Raw genomic sequence first — 17,450 nt, 5'->3', positions numbered from 1 at the left:
GCGAATGTCCGGATCCGTAACGCCAGACCCTGAAAACGCGGTCGGAGCTGAACAGTACGGAGGAGCTGGCATCGTCACTTCTTGAACGGGTTGTCAACCTTCTTTCCTCCCTTGTACCAAGTGATCCTGGCCCATGCGTCGGGGGACTGGCTGATCTCGTGCAGCTCCCAGTCCGTGAGGCCTTCGAAGTCGTTGGCGGGATTGACGGACTTCCCCCGCGCCGCGGCTTCCACCGGATCGTCGATTCCGTCCAGGTTGAAGGAGATGCGGGCCGTCGAGTCCTTGGCCAGGAAGTCCTTCACGTGGTTGTACCACTGCTTGCCGTCGGGCCAGTGCTTGTACATGTCGGCACCGTGCTCCATCGCGAATTCCTCGAGGGAGAACGGGTTGTCTGGGGTCTCCGTTCGGCCGAGTGCGACGTGCTTGCATCCGGCGTTGTGCACCAGCACCGGCGTGGTGCCGGCCAGCACGTAGTACGTGTGCAGGTCGTCGACCGTGAGGTTGTACGTCCTGGCCTCTCGGGAGTAGGCGCGGTTCGCCGTTACGGCCACGGTGGTGCCGTCACTGCTGAGCAGGGTCATGCCTGGACGCAGGTCGACAGCCCTGACCCACTGCTTCTTCGACGGGCTCCAGAACGGGTGCTCGAAGGTGGCGGTGAGCTTCGCGGCCCCCTGCCGGGTCCGGATCGTCAGCGTGTTGAAGTGCTTGTCGTGCTCGGTGACGATCAGCCGCGTGACCTTGCGAGGGCCCGACTTCCCGGAGACCGGGTCCTTCGCGAGGACCTTGTCCCCGAGCCGGATCCGCTCGATGCTCCGCCTCCCGCCATCCGCCATGAGCACCTTCGTGCCGGCGAGGAAGCAGGTCTCGCAGACGATGATCCGCTCGACCGCGCGCAGGGTCTCGTACGCGCCCTTGAGCAGGCGCAGCTTGCTGGAGATGGTGACGTCACGCATCAACTCCGTGCAGGCCCACAGGTCGTAGTCCATGCACTCCTCGAGCTGGTCGAGGCCGATGATGGCCTTGCCCAGCTCGAACATCGCCTCCGCGTAAGGCGCCACCTTCTTCGACATGGCGAGCGAGAGACAGAAGGGGTCGCTCGGGGGCTTCTTGTCGCAGTGGAACGGGTCGTTCTCCGGCGGGCAGTCCAGCAGCCCGCAGCGCTGCATGCGCTGGAACCCGGTCTCGTTCTGTCGCCGGAGCTCGGTGCGCTGCTGCTCCGCCTCGGCCTTCAGCTTGGCGGCAGCGGTCGCGAAGGCGCTCTTGCTGGCTTCGAGGGCCGCCTTGGCGTCCTTGCCCGCTGCGGTGGCGGAGGCACGGGCCTTGTCAGCCTCGGCCCATGCGGTGGCCGCGGACGCGTGCGCCATTTCCGACGAGAGGGTGGCGTCAGCGGCCGAAGCGGCCGCCTCGGTCGCCGAACGCTGTGCCGAGGCGGCGGCGTCCCGCGCGGTCTTCGCCGACGCGGCGGCCTGTGCGGCCGACGCCTCCGCAGCGTCGGCCGACCTGTCGGCGTCCGCCGCGTGGTTCTTCGCCGACTCCGCCGAGGCCTTCGCGGCATCGGCGTACCGCTTGGCATCGTCCGCGGCCTTACGGGCCACTGCGGCGACCCGGTTGGCCTCGGCAGCCTCCTGCTGGGCGAGGGCCGCCGTCCTGGCCGACTCCGCGATCAGCTTCTGGACCTGCGCGACATGGGTGGCCGTCAGCATGTCCTTGCGCTGGGCGGTGTACTGCCCGGACTGGATGAACTCGTGCAGCAGGTCGGCCGGGCCCTCGAGGGCGACCCGCGCCCCCGACTTGACCTCGTCGCCTCCCACGGAGATCAGCTGTGCGGCGCGTACCCGCTCGTCCTGGCTCCGGGCCGTGTACTGGCCCTCACCGAGGAACTCGCGGAACCCCTCCAGGGTGTTCTTGGCGAGAGCTGCCCGCCCGGCCTCCTGCAGGACCGGACCGCCGCCGGAGATGATCTGTGCCGTGCGAATGCGGTAGTCCTGGCGTCCCGCCTCGTACTGACCCGAAGCGAGGAACGCGGTCACCGTGGCCGCGTCGCCCTTGAGGGCCTCGTCCGCGGCGTCGCGGACCGCCTTCAGCGGACTGTCGGTGGAGAGCAGGGCGACCCGGTCCCGGGCGTCCTGTTCCGCGGCCTCCTTCCATCGGGTACGGACGTAGTCGAGAACGTGCTCGTCGGCCCCGGCGACCGCGGCCTGTGCCGCGGCCCGGCTCCACGGACCGCCGTCCTGCATGGTGAGCACGGCGAGCCTGCGGCCCTTGCCGACCACTGCCTGCGTGTCGGCGCCCGGCACGCCCGCCTCCGCGGCGAGTCGCTGCGCCTCGGCGGCGCGCTCCTGCGCCTTCTCCGCGACCTCGGACTGCTCGGCCTTGCTCGCCTGCCGGCGCTCCTTGAGGTCGCGGGCCCGCTCGATCCCGGCGTTGGTACGGGCGAGGATCTCCGCAGCCTCGACCTCGCGTGCGATCGCGAAGGTGGCCCTGGCCTTCTCCACGTACGCGGAGGCCTCGTCGGCGGCCTGCTGGGCGGCCTTGGCATGGGCCGTGGACTTGGCCGCGGCGGTGGCGGCCTGCCCGGCGTTCACGGCCGCCTCGCGAGCGGCCTTCGCTGCCTCCCGGGCGTGCTTGGCAGCCGATGTCGCGGCTGCCCTCGACTCGCCCGCCGCCTTGGCCGCCTTCTGCGCCAGCGCCACGGCGGCATTGGCGGCGCGGGAAGCCTCGTTGGCGTGACGGCGCGCCTGCGCCGCCGCGGCACGGGCCTGGGCGGCGCGTGCGTCGCTCTGGTTCGCGTAGCTGCTGGCCTGGACGGCCGCGTCGGCGGCGGCGGCGGAGTTGAGACCCGCTCCGGCGGCGGCGAGCGCGGCATCACCGGCGGCGTTCGCGGCGATCTCGGCCTGCGCGGCCGCGGCGGCGCCGTCCTCGGCTCCCTTGGCGGCCGCGTCGGCCTCGTCGGCGGCCTTGCGCGCCGCGGCGGCGTTTCCGGCGTCGGTGGCTGCCGCGGCTGCGGCGCCGCGGGCGCGGGACGCTGCCCGAGCCGCACCCGCCGCCGCAGCGGCTGCCTGGGCGGCGGCGTTCGCGGCCACACGTGCGGAGTTGTTGGCGGCGCGGGCGGAGTCGATGGCCTTCTGCGCGGCAGCCGCGGCCTGCCCGGCGGCGGTTGCCGCCCGGGCCGCCGCTCCGGCGGCCTTGTTGGCGTCGTTCTTGGTCTTCTCCGCCTCGTCGGCGGCCCTCAGGGCGGCCTCCTTGGCGAGCTTCGAGGCCTCGACGGCACGCTTCGAGGTCTCCTTGGCGGCAGCCGTCTCGGCCGCCGCCTGGCGCCCGGCCTCCTTGGCCAGCGCCGCGAGCTGCGTGACCGTCAGGTACTCCTGGTCACGTGACCGGGCCACGTGCTGGCCGACATCCAGGAACTCCCGGATGTCGGCAGGCGTCCCCTTCAGGGCGAGCTGACCGGCCGCGCGGACCGCGGAGCCTCCCGTGCTGAGGATCTGGGCCACCTGGACCCGCTCGTCCTGCTCGCGCTGCGCGTACTGCCCCTCGGTCAGGAACTTCCTGACGTCTTCGGGCGTGCCGTTGAGGGCCGCCCGTCCGGCCTCGACCACGCCGGGGCCGCCGCTGTCCATGATCTGGGCGACGCGGACGCGCTCGTCCTGCTCCAGGGGCGTCCGCCAGCCGAAGTCGAGGAAGCTCCGAAGAGCCTCGGGGGAACCGCTCAGCGCCTTCCGGGCGGCTTCGATCGTGTTCCCGCCGCCCACACTGGCCACTTGGGCCGCCGCTACGCGGTCGTCCTGGAGCGAGGTGGTGCTCAGTTCCGTCAGGAACCGCTGTACGTCCTGGTCACTGCCCGCCAAGGCCACTTCAGCGGCGGCCTTGACCCCCGGACCGCCGATCTTCCAGTAGCGCAGTACGCGCATCCGGTCTGTCGTGACGGCCTGTACGGCGCTGGTCGTACCGGTGTCCGCGGCGGAGGCCCGTACGGGCGCCGGACCGATGAGTCCCACGAGGCACGCGACCGACAACAGGCCTGTGAGCAGCCCGCGTCTCGCGTGCCCAGCTCTCCGTGTCCCCCGTCTGGAACGTATTCCGAGTTGCTGCAAGAGAGAGCTCACCCCCCCTGAACCGGGAGTGGTCAACTCCCGGGCGCCGACTGTCGGCTTGAGGAGCTTAACTGCATGATCACGACGTGCGGACATGGATGTGACCGGCGGAACGCGTCGCCGTGGGCACCGTCTGCCCCGACGCCCGGTGGACCCGCCGGACGCATCGTCAGGGCCGGCGCGAGGGCCGGCCCTGGAGGGTTTCGGCGGGCGGGCTGCCGGTGTCTGTTCAGCCCTGCTTCGGTGCCGCCTGCTGGACCACCTCGAAGGACCACAGGGTCGAACCCGTCGCGGCCGGCTTCGGGCGTTCGCCCCCGCCGCCCTCGCCGCGGTGGGCGGCCTGCATCGGGCCGGACATCCAGTTCTGGAAGTCCTCCTCGCTGCGCCAGCGGGTGTAGACGAGGTAGTCGTCGGTGCCCTCCAGCGGGCGGAGAAGCTCGAACCACTCGAAGCCGTCCGAGGACTCCACGGCCCCCGCACGAGCGGCGAACCGCTGCTCCAGGGCCTCACGCTGGTCGGCCGGGACGGTCAGCACATTGATCTTCACGACGCTCATGAGGTGCAGGATAGGGCGGGCGCGGGCCGCCCGGCGCCCCGACCCGGCGGGGGCGGCGGACGGCGCACCCGGCGCCCGCCGCCCCGACCGGCGGGGCCCCGCCCGGGCTCAGCCCGTGACGCGGGCCAGCAGGAGGCCGTCGTACCCGCGCGCGCCCACCGTCTGGACGGCGGTAGCCGTGAGCCGCGGGTGCTCCGAGACCAGCTCGAACATCCGGCGGGTCCCCACGATCGCGGGGTCCTCGCTCTCCGCGTCGAGGACCGAGCCGTCGCGGACGACGTTGTCGACGACGATGACGCTGCCCGGGTGGGACAGCTTCAGCGCCCCCTCCACGTAGTGGGGGTTGTTGGCCTTGTCGGCGTCGATGAAGAAGAAGTCGAACGGGGCGGTGCCCTCGGCCTCCAGTGCGGCGAGGCTGTCGAGCGCGGGACCGACCCGCACCTCGACGTTCTTGTCCAGCCCCGCGCGGGCGAGGTTGGCGCGGGCCACGTCCGCGTGCGCGTCGCTGTACTCGAGCGAGACGAGCTGTCCGTCGGCCGGCAGTGCCCGGCCGAGCCAGATGGTGCTGTAGCCCCCGAGCGTGCCGATCTCCAGGATCCTCGTCGCGCCCTGGGTGAGGGCCAGCAGGTGCAGCAGCTTGCCCTGGTTGGGCGCGACGGCGATCTGCGGCAGACCGGCCGCGTCGCTCGCGGCCACGGCGGACCTCAGGGCGTCGTCCTCGGGAACCAGCAGGTCGGTCAAGTAGGCGTCAACGGCGTTCCATTGCTGTTCAGACATACGGGAAACGTATCCCAAGTCCGAACTCCCGGGCGGGGATACGCATCCCGGGCCGGCTCCCACCGCCCACGGCGAGCTTCTCGGCGCGCACGGCCCCTGCCCGGCGCCGCACGCCCGGCTCGGGCCCGGGGAGACGCCGATGCGGCGCCTCCCCGGGTGGATCGTCGCGTTCAGCCAGCATCCCCCGACCGAGGCCGGCGCGCCATTCGGCCGTGACCTTCAGTAAGCGGCCGCGTACCGCCAGAAGTCCCTCATCAGCACGGGCGGCGTCGGCCCGGTCATCGCCACCTGGCTGAACATGACGCTCACGGTCCCGGTGGCCGGGACGATGTGCGCGGTGGTGCCGGTGCCGCCGACCCAGCCGTAGCGGCCGGGTACGTTCCACGGCCGGGTGGTCTCGATGTCGACCGCCCCGCCGAAGCCCCAGCTCTGGCCCTCCAGGAACAGATCGCTTCCCTCGCGCTGGGCCTTGGTCAGCCGGTCGCCGGTCATCAGGCGTACGGACTCGGGGGACAGCAGCCGGCGTCTTCCGAAGGTGCCTTCGGCGAGCAGCATCCGGCCGAAGGCACACCAGTCGTCGACCGTCGAGACCAGGCCGCCGGCGCCGGACGGGAACGCGGGCAAACTGCTCCACTGCCCGTCCGCGTCGGCTCCGTCGACGAGTACGAGCCCGCCGGGGTCGTCGGGCCGGTAGTGGCTGGTGAAGCGGTCCAGCTTGCCCGCCGGTACGGCGAATCCCGTGTCGGCCATTCCGAGCGGCTCGAACAGCCGCTCGGCCAGGAACTCGGGCAGCGGGCGCCCTGTGACCCGGGAGACCAGTACGCCCTGGATGTCGGAGCAGGTGTTGTACAGCCATGTCTCGCCGGGCTGGTGCAGCAGCGGGATCCGGGCCAGCGCCGCCATCCAGGCGTCCGGCGCCGGAACGCCCTGCGGCTGCGGCGGTCCCTGTTTCAGCTCGCTGAACAGCGGTGCGAGCGCCGGCAGCGAGAAGTCGGACGGGAACCCGTATCCGGCGCAGGAGTTGAGCAGGTCGAACACGGTGATGAGCCTGGCCGCCGGGACGACGTCGTCGACGGGACCGGACGGCGTACGGACGACCACGGGCGACGCAAGCTCCGGCAGCCACGGAGCGACCGCGTCGTCCAGTGCGAGCCGGCCCTCGTCGACCAGCAGCATGACCGCCGCGGCGACGACCGGCTTGGTGACCGAAGCGATCCGGAAGATCGAATCCCTGGCCATCGGGGCGCTGCCGTCGACATCGACGTTCCCGACGGCAGCCACCTCCACCCGGTCGCCGCGCGCCACCAGCCCCACGGCGCCCGGCACCGATCCGTCGCCGACATGTCTCATGAGGGTCTCGCGCAGGCCGCTCATCGGTCCCCTTCCGCAGAGTGTGTTCGGAGGTAGGACTACCGCCGCGACCGGAACTCATCGCCGCTCATCCGAACCGGCACGCCCGGCGTGTGCGTCCACCGGGACCGTCACGGCACGTGACGACGGCACTCGAACCAGACCGTCTTCCCCGGCGCGCCCGTCTGCGAGACGCCCCACGTGTGCACCACCGCGTCCAGCAGCGCCAGCCCGCGTCCGGACTCGTCCTCCGATGACGCGCTCAGCAGCCGGGGGAGTACGGGGGACTCGTCGCGCACCTCCACGCGCACGCCCTCCGGGCCGCGCTCGATCAGCAGCGCGCAGCGCCGGTCGGGGACATGGCGTGCGACGTTGGCCAGCAGCTCGGTGAGAGCGAGAGAGGCGTCGTCGGCGAGGCCCGGCATGCCCCACAGGCCGAGGTAGCTGCGGAGGATCCGGCGCACATGGCGGGCGGAGTGCGCTCCGACGGTGAACCGCATGCCGTACTGGGAGGCGGGGGTGGGGGTGGACGTGGGGGTGATGTGTTCGTTCACGCCACGAGCGTGGAGGCCGACAGCTACGCTCGGCTAGCGACCGAATACAACCAGTCCTGTGGTGGACGGAGTTGTCCGCGCACGAGGGGGTACGGCGTGGCCCACATCAGCATCCTCGACCCGAGCGCCTCGCCGCTCGACTACTACGGCTACGAGCTGCGCCGCCACCGCGAAGCGGCCGGACTCACGCAGAGGCAACTGGGCGACGTCATCAACTACACGGGCTCTCTCGTCGGCCAGATCGAAACGGCGCGGAAGCTGCCGACGGAGGCCTTCAGCGAACGGGTGGACGCGGCGCTGGGGACGGGTGGGCTGCTGTCCAGGCTGGTGGGGCTGGTGCTGCGCAGCCAGCTGCCCGCTTGGTTCCAACAGGTGGCGGAGTTGGAGGCGCGCGCGACCGAGATCGCCACTTTCCAGACGCACATGGTGCACGGCCTGTTGCAGACCGACGCCTACGCACGCGCCGTGCTCGGGGCGATGGACCGCCGCAAGCTCGACGATCGCACGACGGTCAGGCTCGCGCGGCAGCGCATCCTGGAGAAGGAGCAGCCGCCGGTGCTCTGGGTGATCCTCGGGGAGACGGCGCTGCGCCAGGAGATCGGCGGCCCCGAGGCGATGTGGGGGCAACTGGCCCGGCTGTTGTCGTTCGAGGACGCCCCGTTGGTGAACGTTCAGGTGTTGCCGTTCTCGGCAGGAGCCCACGCAGGCCTCACAGGCTCGTTCACCCTCTACCGCTTCGCGGACGATCCGGCCATCGTCTACACCGAGGGCTATGGTACGGGGCATCCGACAGCCAATCCGGACACGGTCAAGGACTGCTCGCTCCGTTACGATCACCTCCAAGCCGCCGCCCTGTCCATCAAGGACTCGGCCGCGCTGATCCGGCGCACGATGGAGGAGCACTATGGAGAGTCGCAACTCTCGTCTGACGGGCGCTCGTTGGCGTAAGTCCAGCTACAGCAGCGACCAGGGCGGCGAATGCGTCGAGTGCGCCCCCCTGGGCGGCGCCACCTGGCGCAAGTCCAGCTACAGCGGCGACCAGGGCGGCGACTGCGTCGAGATCGCCGAAGCCCCCCACCTCGTCGCCGTCCGCGACTCCAAGGTCCCCGACGGCCCCCGTCTCACCCTCACCCCGGCCGCCTTCACGGCCTTCGTCAAGGCCGCCGCGAGCGACGGCCTCCTCGGCTCCGCCTGAGACGACAGGACACCGGCGGCCGGGGCGCCGCCGGGGTCCTCGATCGTCAGCCGCTTCTAGTGGTTGTAGGTGTTGGTGAAGCGGGAGAGGGAGTAGTCCCAGCTGCTGAGCGGGACGGTGTAGCCGGCCAGGCCGGCGTTGAAGAGGGTGTCCGGACGGGCGGTCCAGGTCCACATCTTCACGCTGTTGTCGGCCAGGTTGTGCATGATCGACAGGTCGTCACGGCCGTCGCCGTTGTAGTCCCCGACGACGAGCTGTGAGCGGGTGATGTCCAGGCCGCCGGCGCTGTTGAGGGTGACCTTGGCCGCGCCGAAACGGTCGGCGCCGGCGACGTTCTCCGAGAGGACGGTCGAGGTCTTGTCACTGCCGTCGGCGTAGTCGTACCAGACGGTGGCGTCGTCTCGGCCGTCGCCGTTGAAGTCGCCGGAGTGCGGGTAGGTGCGGCTCCAGTCCAGAGCGGTGGTCTGCCACCACGCGACGGGGGCTGCGAAGCCGCCGCCCGGCTGGGCATTGAAGACGTACGTCTTGATGCTGTCGTCGCCCTGGCCGTAGAAGGCGCTGAGGTCGTCGCGGCCGTCGCCGTTGAAGTCGCCGGTGACGAACTTGGCGCGGGCGCGTGCCCAGGTGCCGGTGGGGGCGGACCAGGAGCTGGTCGGGGCGCTGAAGGTACCGGTCGTGGTGGAGAGGTACGTCCAGATCTTGGTGGTGCCGTCGGGGTAGGCGTACCAGACGGCGACGTCGTCGCGGCCGTCACCGTTGAAGTCACCGGACTGCGGAGTCATGTAGGACTTGTGGAAGGGGCCGCCGGCCGGGCTGCTCCACCCCTGGACCGGGTCGGCGAAGGTGCCGTCGGGCTTGCCGAGGAAGGTCCACAGCTTGACGCTGGTGTCGCTGTAGCCGAGGAGAGCGGCGATGTCGCCGGTGCCGTCGCCGTTGAAGTCGCCGGTGACGAGCTTGTGATTCTTCGCCTCCCAGGCGCCGACGGGGGACGTGTAGCCGCGCTTGGGAGCGGGGACGGCGCCGTCGGCAGCGGCGAGGAAGGTGTAGATGTTGTCGTTGCCGCCCGCGAAGTCGTACCAGGCGGCCATGTCGCTGCGGCCGTCGCTGTTGTAATCGTGGCGCGGAGCACTGTTGCTCGACCACTGCGACTGGTTCTGTGCGGAGTAGACGGTGAGGTCGCCGCCCTCGCGCAGCAGGACGTACCCACCTGTGGCGGTGGTCCTGGACTCCCACAGGGTCGTGGTGTCGGCGGCGTTGCGTACGACGAGGTTGCCTCCTGCTTCGAGACGGGCGGTCGCCCCGGGGTTGCCCGTGGTGCCGGTGGACCAAAGGGTCCTGCCGCCGAGGTGGGTGATGACCAGGTTGCCGTCGGTCTGCATGGTCAGGCGGGCGCCGGTCGAGGCGAGGCTGTCGCCGGGGAGCAGCCGCTGACCGGCCGTGAGGCGGTTGCCGAGGGTGATGTTGTCGGCGCGGGAGGCGATGGCGTCGGTGCGGGTTTCTGCGGTGTCGGTGCCGAGGCATCCGCCTTGCCAGGAACGGCTGCTGACGGCGACGAGTTCGGGTGTGCCGTTGTTGTCGCGCAGGAGCGGGGCTCCGGTGTCGCCCTTGCAGATGGCGTCGCCCGCAGTCTTGCCCGCGACGTTCACGTCCGTGTCGGTGACCGAGTTGACGGCGAACGAGCCCGTGTGGAGCTTGTTGGGCACCCACTCGGCCTTGGTACGTCCGTATCCGGCGACCGTGAGCGTGTCGCCAGGTGCCGCCGGGGTCGCCGACATCCTGACCGGGGTGATGCCGGTGGCGGGCTGGGCGAGCCGCGCCATGACCAGGTCGCGGCCCGCACGCGGGACGAGGTCGATGATCTCGGCGACGTGGCCGCCGGTGGTGGCCAGGTCGGTGCGGCCGATGGTGGCGACGGTCTTCTCGGCGGGCTTGCCGGGGGCGAGTTCGCTGAGACCGCCGGTGAAGCAGGAGGCGGCGGTCAGTACCCACTGGGCGTCGACCAGGGCGCCCGTGCAGGCGCGCTCGGTGTCCTCGCTGTCACCGATCTCGATCTTCGCGGTGAACGCGTAGGCGCTGCCCGCGACAGGGGTGCCGGTGACGGCGTGGGCGGGTGCGATCGCGGTGGCGAGCGTACCGGCGGCCACGGTGACGGCCATGAGGCCCGTCATCACGGTCGCGTGCGGAGGTCTCTCAGACACGTGTCTCTTCTCGTTCATTGTGTTCATGCAGGAAGTCGCTACGGCTGGTCGGCCTGTGACCGGACGTCGGCGAACGGCCAGGAGCCATTGGCGGGGGCCGGTGTTCCCCGGGCCCGATGCCGTGCTCCTGGCCGTCGCGACCGGTTGGAGCCGCAAGAGAGAGGCGGCAGGTCAGCTGATGGAGCGGATGGTGTCCCACGCGCCGGTGCCGACCTTGGTGCTCGGACCGTCGACCGGGCCGTGGATCGAGGTACCGCCCTTGTAGAACCACAGGGTGCCGTCACCCGCGCTGGTCCACATGTCGGCGACACCGTCGAGGTTGGCGTCGGAGGCGCCGGCGATCAGGGGCCGGTTGGTGACGGTGTACGCGCGCCCGTACTCGGTCCGCGAGCCGAACGTTCCGTTGGACAGCCCGAGGTAGTGGTACAGGACGCCGTCACGGGTGTCCCGGGCGAGCAGATCGACCCGGCCGTCCTTGTCGGCGTCGCCCGGTGCCGTCAGGGTCATGACGTTCCAGCCGCTGTTGCCGATGAGGACGGGTGCGGCGACGGACGGGGTGGGGCCGCTGACGCCGTCGTACCGGTACAGCTTGTCGTTGTACGAGATGACGAGGTCGGGCTGCCCGTCGCGGGTGACGTCGCCGACGCCGACGAGCTTGGAGGTGGCGGGCAGGCCGCTGCCGATCTTGATCGGAGCGGCGAGGGAGCCGTCGCCGCGGTTGGGGTAGACGCGCAGCTCGCCACCGACGATGGCGACGATGTCCTCCATGGCGTCCCCGGTCCAGTCACCGCGGTGCGTCACAGCGGCCCCCGACCAACCACCGGAACCGATGTAGGTGGGCGAGCCGAGGGCGCCGGTGCCCGTCCCGGGGTAGAGGCGCAGCTTGCCGAGGTCGTCGACCGCCACGAGGTCGGGCTTGTTGTCGCCGTTCATGTCGCCCGGGGCGGCGAATGCCGTGCTCGTGATCCACGGACGCACGTCGTCCACACGGGTCGCGACGGCTCCCGTGCGGGTCTCCGTCGACGGCGTACCGAGGCAGCCGCCCTGCCACGACCTGCTGGTGACGGCGACCAGCTCCTGGGTGGCGCCCGCTTGCCGCAGGACGGGGCCGCCGGCGTCTCCCTGGCAGATGGCGGCGTCGCCCGTGGCGGTCAGGGCGACGTCCGCCGAGCTGTCGCCCGCCGCGGTGAACGGCGCGGTGTGCAGCTTGTCGGGGACCCAGGTCGTCTTCGTACGGCCGAACCCGGCCGCCTGGACGCTTTCGCCGGCCGTGACCGGCTTGGCGGCCAGGGCGACCGGCTTCACGCCGGCGACACCGGTGGCCAGCTTCACCATGACCAGGTCCCGGTCGGGGTGCGGCACGAGTGCGACCGCGTTCCGGGTGGCCCCGACCGTGGTCTGGGTCAGGTCGGTGCGGCCGACGGTGACGGTCGTCTTCTCGGCGGGCTTGCCGGGGGTGAGATGGGTGAGGCCGCCGGTGAAGCAGGAGGCGGCGGTGACGACCCAGCGGGGGTCCACCAGTACACCGGAGCAAGCACGCTCGGTGTCCTCGCTGTCGCCGAACTCGATCTTCGCGGTGAACGCGTGGGCGTTGGCCGCGACAGGGGTGCCGGTGACGGCGTGGACGGGGGCGGCAGTGAAGACGCTGCCGACTGCCAGGGCCGTAACGGCGCTCGCCACGACGGCGGCGCGGGTGCGTCTTGCAGACACGATGGAATCCTTCAGCACGTGGATCGGGGGTCAGCCGGTGACGCGGAGTTCGACGAGGACGGACTGGGGTCCGCCGACGGTGCCTTCGCCGACGGATTCGAAGCCGTCTTCGGGGATGGTGACGGTGGTGGTCTGGCCGTTGGCGGTGAGGTCGGCTTTGACGGGGTGGTCGCCGGTGCCGATGGCGAAGACGCGGGGGAGTTCGAGGGTGAGGTAGCCGCTGGTGGAGTTGGCCTGGAAGCAGTACATCTCGTCGCGTCCGGCGGCGGGGTCCTTGACGGTCATGACCTGGATCTGGTTGGCGCTCTGGCCGCATTCGGCGAGGACGATGTGTCCGTCGCCCTTCTTCAGGAGGATGCCCTTGTCGGCGAGGATCTTCGCGGCGTTGGGGTAGGTGAAGTCCTCGACCGCGAAGGGCGGTGTGTCGCCGGCGGTGCCGGCGGTGGCCGGGGAGGCGGGGGTCGAGGCGAAGGCGAGGGTGGTCACCCCCGCGAGAGCGGTGAACGTGCCGATGAGGCCGGCGATCAGACGCCGGCGAACACGAGATATCACCCGGGAATTCCTTTCGGGACAGTGCGCGCGGCGACGCCAAAGCCCCGAAGTCCCAGTATCCCCCTGGACTTCGCTTCCCCCCGCACAGCTGACTGGTCATCAAACTGAGTGCCGACGAAGGATAACCCACCACCAGAGCGACCGAACTGTGGCAGGCATCACAAGGATGGCGATTACGAAGGCCACAACCAAACCGCCCTGCGGATAGTCGAGTTGACGGGTGCTTTGCCTCGACTGTGCTTCTCCTGTGGGCTGTCCCCCCTCCGCTTATGATCTCGATTCATCAATGTCCGGCAGCCTCAATAGAGTTGCCGGCCGTATGAGACGAGCGATTCTTGAAACGAAGACTTCATGGACCGGTAGCGGGCGTTACGGGAGGGGCATTGCGCGGAATGCGTGCCGTCGCCCTCGGTTTACTCCCACTGGCGCTCATAGTCGGATTGCTCGGTTCCGCACCGGCCGCGGTCGCGGCACCGGCTGCGGGCCCCGGGCAGGTCGCCGCTCTGGCGGAGGCGACCCCGACCGACCGTGGTCTGGTGGTCGACCACTGGAAGGCGGGCGGGCCGGGGGTCAAGGCGGCTGCTGAGGCGGCCTTGACCGGCAGCGATGCCGAGGTGCAGGCGTTCCTGGCGGCCGCGGACGGGCTCTCGCTCCAGGACGAGCGGGTGTCCGCCGCGCAGCTTGCCAGCGTCGGCGGTACGGAGCTGATGGCCGCCGCGCGAGCAGCGCTGTCCGGCACTCCCGACGAGTTGAAGGACTTCCTGGACGACGGCTGGGAAGACCCGTGGGAGCAGGACCAGCGTGTTCATGTCGCACGGATCATCAGTACCAGTGGCCCGATCGTCGCGGACGCGGGGCGGGCCGCGCTGAACGGTTCGCCGGACGACGTCCGCACGTTCCTGCGCGAAGGGCAGTACACCCAGCGCGAGCAGGACGAGCGGGTGCAGTTGGTGCAGGTCATCAGCGTGGGCGGGACCAACGTCCGTGCGGCGGGGCAGCTCGCCCTGGCCGGTACCCCTGCGGACATCCGGGAGTTCCTGGAGGTCGGCCAGTTCGTCGCGCGTGACAAGGACCAGGAGCACGCCACCGTCGCCCAGCTCGCCGAGCAGGCGAAGGAGGCCGGCCGGCAGGCCGCGAAGGAGACCGCTTCGGCGAAGACCGAGTCGGCGAAGGCGATCGAGGCGGCGAAGCTCGCCAAGGAAGCCGCGCTGAAGGCCGCGGCCGAGGCCGAGGCCGCGAAGGACGACACGGCGAAGGCGGCGCGCGCGGCCGGTCGTGCGGCGAAGGCGGCCTCGCAGGCGGCGGCGTCCGCACAGCAGGCGATCGACGCCTCGCGTGCGGCGAACAACTCGGCGCGGGTCGCAGCGAACGCGGCGTCCCAGGCGGCCGCCGCGGCGGCGGGTGCCTCGCAGGCCGCGTCGCGCGCGCGTGGTGCGGCGGCGGATGCCGCGGTGGACGAGCGGAACGCGGATGCGGCGCGGGTGGCCGCCGAGAACGCACGTACCGCTGCCAAGGGTGCCGACCTCGCCGCTGACGCGGCCGACCAGGCGTCGAAGGCGGCCACCGCCGCCGGGGATGCGGCGGCGTCCGCCGCGGGTGCGGGTGCCAACGCGAACCTCGCGGCCAACGCGGCGGTCGAGGCGAGCAACTATGCCGGCGAGTCCAGCGCGGCGGCTGCCCAGGCGCGGGCCGCGGCAGCGGCAACCAAGCGGCACGCCGCCGAGGCGAATCGCGCGGCTGCTGCCGCCGAGGCGCTGGCGCGCAAGGCGGCGAAGGCCGCCGGTGAGGCACGTGACGCGACCCGGTCGGCCGCCAAGCACGCGAACAACGCGGCCGCGGCGGCCGACGACGCGGCCGAGCACGCGGGTGACGCGGCCACCGCGGCGGCGAAGTCGACGGCGCACGCGAATGCGGCGACCGACGCGGCGAACGCGGCGACGGCCGCGGTGGTCAAGGCACAGCAGGTCTACACCCTCGCGCGAGAGGTGGAGGCCGAGGAACTGCTGGGCCGTACGAACGCCGGTATCGAGCGAGCCAGGGACCAGAAGGCGGCGGACGCCACGAAGACGGCGGCCCGTGCGGCGTTCGAGCAGGCGGTCAAGGACCGGGACGCGGAGCGGGCCCGGCTGGTCGCCGAGGCGGCCGAGCCCGGCGCCGATCCGGCGGCCGTGGCGGACCAGGGCCGCGCCCTCGCCGTGCTGGCGATGAAGAACGGCACGGCCTGGGGACGGGGCGCGGCCGAAGCCGCACTGGCCGGCCCCGACGAGGTCGTCATCGACTACCTGCGCACCGGCTGGACGACGGCGAAGGAGCAGGACGAGCGCTCCTACGTCGAGCGGCTGGCCGAGGAGAGTGAGGTCGCGGGGGTGCGGGCGGCTGCCGAGACCGCGCTCGACGGCGACGCCGCCGCGGTCACGGCGTTCACCACCAGTGGGCAGTACCAGGCCGCGGCCCAGAACATGCGGGTGGCGATCGCGCAGGCCATCTCCGGTGCCGGCCCCGTCCTCACCGACGCCGGCCGTACGGCGCTGAACAGCGGGGACCCGAAGAAGTACAGCGAGTTCCTGATCAAGACGCAGTTCACGGCGCGGACCCAGGACGAGCGGGTCAAGGCGGCCCAGCTGAATGCTTCCGGCGGGCCGGAGGTCAGGTCCGCCGCCCGGATCGCTCTGGAGGGCTCCCCGCAGACCCTGCACGCCTTCATCGGCTCCGGTCAGTACAAGGCGGCCCGTAAGGACCATCTGTCCGCCACGCATGTGGCCGGGGTCCAGAAGCTGATCGCGGAGGCGGCGAAGATCGCGGCCACCGCGCAGCAGAACGCCGCCACCGCTCAGAAGGTCGCCGCCCTCGCCCGCAAGGCGTCCGCGGAGGCCAACCAGTGGGCGAAGAAGGCCGACGCCTCGGCCGCCGAGGCCAAGGACCACGCGGAGGAGGCCGCGGAGCATGCCAAGGACGCCGAGGCGTCGGCGGCCAGCGCCGCCGCTTCCGCCACCACCGCCCGCAACGCCGCCAACCAGGCCAACATCGCTGCCGAGGACGCCGCCCGTTCCGCCACGGACGCCACGCTCTCCTCGGAGATGGCCCAGGCATCGGCCTCCAGCGCCTGGATCGCCGCCGAGCAGGCACGCCAGTCCTCGATCGCCGCGGGCGAGGACGCCAAGGCCGCTCTCAAGGCGGCCACCGAGGCGTTCACCATCGCCGTCAAGAAGCACCGCGAGGAGGAGGAAGCCCGCCGTAAGGCGGCCATCGCCGCCAAGCAGAAGGCGATGAACGACCCCGGCTACCGCGCCCGGAAGATGTACCGCTGCGGCCAGGCCATCGTCCCCTGTGATCCGCAGGAATTCGCCCGCTGGTGCCAGCACAACGAAATCGGCTGCGACATCCTCTCCATGGGCGACGAATTCGGCGACGCCATGGAACAGCTCTGGGGAGTCACGTCCGAACTCACCGGCCTCACCGAACTCGAAGCCTGCCTCGACAACAAGGACTTCGAGCACTGCTCAAGCCTCGCCGCGGACGTCCTCATTGGCGCCAAGCTGAAGGCACTGGAGAAGGCCTACGACGGCCTCAAGCTGCTGAAGCGCGGCTGCAGGGTGGTCAGCAAGGCCAGCAGGGCCGGCAACGTCAGCAGGTCGAGTTTCACATCGTCCTTCTCGTTCGCACGGTCGAGCAGTGATGACTACGAGTGCCTTGAAGGCCTGACCGACCACAAGGTCTACGACCCCGACACGGGGAATATCATCACCGACATCGATCTGTTCGAAAAGGGTGTGATGTGGGAGCTGAGGACCGCGATCTACGGTGAGTCCGACTGGCTCAAGAAGCACGTGGACACGAAGCTCGCCAACTACCTCAAGTGCCGGAAGCTTCTTCCTGGGTATGAGAATGCTCCCATTGGCTTCAGGTTCACCAAGTCCGGCATGGACAGCCGCTTCCGGGCCGCGCTGGAGCAGCGCTTCGCGCAGCTCAGGCAGGACCACCCCGATCTGGACCTAAGACTGGAGATCGCAGATTGAGTTACCCCTTCGAACTCGACGGCGAGACGCTCTGGGACGCCGGCTACCACAGTGGCCGGCTCTACGCCTCCCTGGCCCATGGCGCGGCCGAGTTCCTGGAGTTGCCGTCGGGACTGACCCCGAACGATCAGGGTGGATGTGACGTGGACCCGGAGCAGTTCCGGGTCTTCGTCGAGGGCCTGCACGAGCTGTACGCCTCGACCCGGAACGAGGTGCTGCACGGGCTGGCCCACGGTCTGCTGGCCACCTCGCTCGTCCTGCTGGAGCGCGCGGGCGGGACCGTCGCCCTGACACCTCCGCACGTGGCAACCCTCCTCGAAGAGAAGGCCTTGCTGGCGCATTCCATGGCGGTGTAGGGACCGACCCGGAAAGTGCGGGCTCGCCGGACTCCGGTCCAGCGAGCCCGCACAGGGCGGAACTCCGCGTGGAAGATGTGAAGTATGAGGAT

General features: G+C 70.9%; 12 protein-coding genes. 4 read left to right on the top strand and 8 right to left on the bottom strand.

Annotated elements, in window-relative coordinates; genetic code table 11:
- Positions 1 to 74: 74 nt before the first annotated feature.
- The 5 genes from QRN89_RS10455 to QRN89_RS10435 all read right to left on the bottom strand — a co-directional run bounded on the left by QRN89_RS10455 (position 75) and on the right by QRN89_RS10435 (position 7,277).
- A complete protein-coding gene (locus QRN89_RS10455; RefSeq protein WP_290349084.1) occupies positions 75 to 3,998 on the bottom strand; it encodes a polymorphic toxin-type HINT domain-containing protein in 3,924 nt (1,307 codons plus the stop codon).
- Between the two features lie 325 nt (positions 3,999 to 4,323).
- A complete protein-coding gene (locus tag QRN89_RS10450; protein ID WP_290349083.1) occupies positions 4,324 to 4,650 on the bottom strand; it encodes an antibiotic biosynthesis monooxygenase family protein in 327 nt (108 codons plus the stop codon).
- Positions 4,651 to 4,758: 108 nt separating this feature from the next.
- A complete protein-coding gene (locus QRN89_RS10445) occupies positions 4,759 to 5,427 on the bottom strand; it encodes an O-methyltransferase (RefSeq protein ID WP_290349082.1) in 669 nt (222 codons plus the stop codon).
- Positions 5,428 to 5,646: 219 nt separating this feature from the next.
- Complete coding sequence (locus QRN89_RS10440; RefSeq protein WP_290349081.1) at positions 5,647 to 6,801, bottom strand: serine hydrolase domain-containing protein; 1,155 nt, start codon at positions 6,799 to 6,801, stop codon at positions 5,647 to 5,649.
- A 107-nt stretch (positions 6,802 to 6,908) separates the two neighbouring features.
- Positions 6,909 to 7,277, bottom strand: coding sequence for an ATP-binding protein (locus tag QRN89_RS10435; RefSeq protein ID WP_290353649.1), 369 nt, complete (start codon positions 7,275 to 7,277; stop codon positions 6,909 to 6,911).
- A 150-nt stretch (positions 7,278 to 7,427) separates the two neighbouring features.
- On the opposite strand from QRN89_RS10435, the gene QRN89_RS10430 reads away from it, so the two are divergent.
- Both QRN89_RS10430 and QRN89_RS10425 read left to right on the top strand, forming a co-directional pair.
- A complete protein-coding gene (locus tag QRN89_RS10430; protein WP_290349080.1) occupies positions 7,428 to 8,279 on the top strand; it encodes a helix-turn-helix domain-containing protein in 852 nt (283 codons plus the stop codon).
- Positions 8,236 to 8,526: a DUF397 domain-containing protein gene (locus QRN89_RS10425; RefSeq protein WP_290349079.1), complete on the top strand. Its 291-nt coding sequence runs from the start codon at positions 8,236 to 8,238 to the stop codon at positions 8,524 to 8,526. Before QRN89_RS10430 ends, QRN89_RS10425 begins: the two co-directional genes overlap by 44 nt.
- A gap of 56 nt (positions 8,527 to 8,582) precedes the next feature.
- On the opposite strand, the gene QRN89_RS10420 is transcribed toward QRN89_RS10425, so the two are convergent.
- From QRN89_RS10420 to QRN89_RS10410, 3 genes are all read right to left on the bottom strand, one after another.
- Positions 8,583 to 10,724 (bottom strand): FG-GAP-like repeat-containing protein, encoded by a 2,142-nt coding sequence (locus QRN89_RS10420; RefSeq protein ID WP_290349078.1) that lies wholly within the window; start codon positions 10,722 to 10,724, stop codon positions 8,583 to 8,585.
- A 171-nt stretch (positions 10,725 to 10,895) separates the two neighbouring features.
- Positions 10,896 to 12,434, bottom strand: coding sequence for a trypsin-like serine protease (locus QRN89_RS10415; RefSeq protein ID WP_290349077.1), 1,539 nt, complete (start codon positions 12,432 to 12,434; stop codon positions 10,896 to 10,898).
- 30 nt (positions 12,435 to 12,464) lie between these two features.
- On the bottom strand, positions 12,465 to 12,986 hold the full coding sequence (locus QRN89_RS10410) for a hypothetical protein (RefSeq protein ID WP_290349072.1): 522 nt from the start codon (positions 12,984 to 12,986) through the stop codon (positions 12,465 to 12,467).
- Positions 12,987 to 13,426: 440 nt separating this feature from the next.
- On the opposite strand from QRN89_RS10410, the gene QRN89_RS10405 reads away from it, so the two are divergent.
- Together QRN89_RS10405 and QRN89_RS10400 are read left to right on the top strand one after the other, a co-directional pair.
- Positions 13,427 to 17,002: an ALF repeat-containing protein gene (locus tag QRN89_RS10405; RefSeq protein WP_290349076.1), complete on the top strand. Its 3,576-nt coding sequence runs from the start codon at positions 13,427 to 13,429 to the stop codon at positions 17,000 to 17,002.
- The gene (locus QRN89_RS10400) at positions 16,999 to 17,358 is read left to right on the top strand and encodes a DUF6086 family protein (RefSeq protein WP_290349075.1); all 360 of its coding nucleotides are present in this window, start codon (positions 16,999 to 17,001) and stop codon (positions 17,356 to 17,358) included. The genes QRN89_RS10405 and QRN89_RS10400 overlap by 4 nt, the downstream gene beginning before the upstream one ends.
- The last annotated feature ends 92 nt before the right edge of the window (positions 17,359 to 17,450 follow it).

The sequence above is a fragment of the Streptomyces sp. HUAS CB01 genome (assembly GCF_030406905.1).
GTDB classification, from domain to species: Bacteria; Actinomycetota; Actinomycetes; order Streptomycetales; family Streptomycetaceae; genus Streptomyces; species Streptomyces chengbuensis.
Note: the sequence above shows the minus strand (reverse complement) of the source record. Positions and strands in the feature narration are given on the sequence as shown.